This window comes from Streptococcus sp. NLN76 (assembly GCF_015686645.1).
Classification (GTDB): Bacteria; Bacillota; Bacilli; order Lactobacillales; family Streptococcaceae; genus Streptococcus.
On the sequence record NZ_JADPMS010000079.1, the window covers coordinates 1 to 3037 of the forward strand.

The 3037-nt window shown below is 36.2% G+C and carries 2 protein-coding genes and 1 pseudogene; 2 read left to right on the forward strand and 1 reads right to left on the reverse strand.

Annotated elements, in window-relative coordinates:
* Window positions 1–368 precede the first annotated feature (368 nt).
* Complete coding sequence (locus I1A59_RS09170; protein WP_196092456.1) at window positions 369–1571, forward strand: IS110 family transposase; 1203 nt, start codon at window positions 369–371, stop codon at window positions 1569–1571.
* A gap of 293 nt (window positions 1572–1864) precedes the next feature.
* Here the strand turns inward: I1A59_RS09170 and I1A59_RS09175 are convergent.
* Window positions 1865–2236, reverse strand: a pseudogene (locus tag I1A59_RS09175) (transposase); the annotation flags it as partial.
* A gap of 153 nt (window positions 2237–2389) precedes the next feature.
* On the opposite strand from I1A59_RS09175, the gene I1A59_RS09180 reads away from it, so the two are divergent.
* Complete coding sequence (locus I1A59_RS09180) at window positions 2390–2716, forward strand: type II toxin-antitoxin system antitoxin SocA domain-containing protein (RefSeq protein ID WP_196092458.1); 327 nt, start codon at window positions 2390–2392, stop codon at window positions 2714–2716.
* Window positions 2717–3037 lie beyond the last annotated feature (321 nt).

The following is a 3037-nucleotide window of genomic DNA, read 5'->3' on the forward strand; positions in this document are numbered from 1 at the left end:
TAGCACGGTAATGGGCATTGTAATCCGAACCTTCTTGCTTCCCATAAGTTGTAAAATGAGTTGAATCGACATCAATGATAAGATTATCCAACTGATGAAATTGTAAAAAGAGTTGGATTAGTTCAAACATACTAAGATTAGTAGTGGGAGAATCTTCGACGGAAGATTTTCTCACTACTTTTTCTTTATGTTAAAGTAGAGGTGTCTTGTTAAGTCGTATTTTATTTTGGCGCTTAACGTCGTAGTTCAAACTGGCAAGACACCTGTTTTAGTTGGAATTTTTTCAAAGTATGTTGGACGTTGAACGTCGTGTATTGAAAATGAAATCACTAAGACAAGGATCATTCAAGACAAAGTGAGGTAATATTATGAGAGTTGTTTTTGGCATTGATGTCAGTAAGGCGAGTTCAGAAGTCGCGGTTTTCGTAGATACAAATAAAACGATCAGCTATAGTATCACCAATGATGCAATTGGTTTCTCAAGATTATTAGAGGATTTGAAAACTATCTCTTCACCTGAGATTATCTTCGAAGCTACAGGAGTTTATTCACGTCGACTTCAAGCCTTTCTTGAAGAGAATCATTACTCCTACGTTCGTTTAAATCCACTCGATTCAAAGAAACAGATGGATGGTCTACGTGTGCGTAAAACAGACAAAATTGACGCAGAAAAGTTGGCTCTCATTCAGGTAAATTCTAATCGTAAACCAACTTATATTCAAGAAGAGGTCTACAATGAACTTCGCAATCTGAGTCGTTTCTATCAAAATATGACTGAGGACATTGTTCGAACTAAAAATCGCTTGCATAAAGTACTGCAATTGACTTTTTCTGAAATTGAAGGCATCTTATCAACACCCAGTGGTGAGCAATACTGGAATCTAATCTTAGAGTTTCCTAGCAAGAACGAGGTCCTAGCTTTATCACCGGAAGAAATAACTGAAAAAATCAAAAATTCCACTTCAAAACGGATCTCAGAACAAAGGATTTCGGATCTTGTAAACAAATTACAAGAACTAGCCAATCAATCCTATTGTGCAGTCAAGAAAAACTCTTGCATGATAGAAGAAGTTCGGTACTATGCCAAAGAATTACTTCGTCTGACACAACATAGACAAAGTATTCTAGATGAAATGGTAACCTTAGCCGAACCATTACCAGAATATGAGATTCTCCTCTCCATACCTGGAATCGCTAAAACAACTGCAACCAGTATTATTGGTGAACTTGGTGATATTCGTCGTTTTAAAACACCGAATCAGATTAACGCCTTTATCGGAATTGATCTCAGACATTATGAATCTGGGGACTATCTAGCTAGAGAACACATTACAAAACGTGGGAATCCCTATGCCCGCAAAATTCTCTTCAAGTGTATTCACAATATCGCTTCAGCTAGTCGTACTAAACCCTGTCATATTGCGGATTTTTATGAGAAAAGAAAAAGACAATCGCCAAAGGGTTCTACGAAACCACATGCGATTGCCTCCATGCATCGGCTAATACGGACGATACATTACCTCATAACGCATAATAAGCTTTACGACTACAATATCGCAAAAAGTCGGTAAAGAAACTTATGCCATACCATTGTAGCACCTTGCGAAAAAAAATGGAAAGTCAAGGTGCTGTTTCAGTGTACACTTTTTAGTCGGTTCGCTCCATTTTAGGAATAAAATTACTACAAAAATGCCTGTGAGCAAGCCCATTATAAGAGAAGAGGGATTGAGTGTAAAGGCACGCTAACGCTCAAGGCCTTGACACCAAATCCCCTTCTCTTAGCTTTACAACTAGGCTCAGCAGGCATCACTCTGCCAAATAAATTGCCCTATTTTTAAAAAATTGGTTGACAAATGGTAGAAAAATTAAGCTGTCTTAAAGCCTCAACAGTTTCTTCCGTTGCACGTGAAAAGAAACGTGACAGGGTTGATTGAGAGGCAACTTGTTTCGACTCTAGCAGCTGATAGAAATAAGCATCATCTTTCAATTCTTGACAGGCATAGTCTGTATCATGACCCGCTAGAATTTGAAAAATGAGTTGGATAACAATCATTGTGTCTGAGTAAAGAGGGGAATGGCGTTGATCATTAGTGACTAAATATTTGGAAATTAACTCAGTCAGCTTCAAGACCTCAAACAATTCTTTAAAGAGAATCAGTCCGCCATAATTCGTTAGATTTCCTCCCTCAAAAGAAAAATTATTGTTTTTAGCATTATTATTTGTTAGACTGAACATGTGGATTTCCTTTCTTTTTATTTTTTTTTGCACTTATATCATAAAGGGGAAATCCTTTTTTGTCTAGTCGAATGTTTCACCCAATGGGTGAAAAGCAAAACCTTCCAGAAACCCTGTGATCAATACGGTTTCTGGAAGGTTTTTAAGTTAGGTATGAATAATTTGGGTTATTTCTTTGAAGAAAACTATGAACCTTATACAGGCGATGATGGTTCTTTAACTGCTACAGATAAATATGTGATTGAAAGTGTCATCAATAAGTACGGGCATTATGATGCATGGTATTTAAGAGATTTATCTCATGAAGAAATGTCATGGAGAAATAGCCGTGAAGGATTAAATGATTCAGAAAGTGGGAATAAAATCATATCAAAAGATGATATTCGGAAAGATTCTGAGAAAGTACGTGTCTATGACTCACTGTATGATATGTATTTAGATGAGTTTGAAGAATTTGAAGAAGGAGAAGTAGTTTTATGAGTAATATAGTCTTTTAGATTATAAACTTGTAAGTAATTGCGAAATACTAGATGTTTGTTTAATTCAATTGAATTCTTTGTGCAGACATAAAGGTGATGTTTATATAGATGCTCTTTATTTTGATAACTAAAACTCCAAGCAGGCTTCGCCTGCTAACTCATGACGGAAAATTAGTTTAGGTATATAATAAAGATGAGCAATACAAATCCGTAAGTTTATTAGGGCTTTGCCGAGCCTGTAACTAAAACTGGATGAATAAGAGTCATGAGATAACTCGAATACGCCTTGAGCGTGAAAATAAAATTACAAAACAGCCTCTTA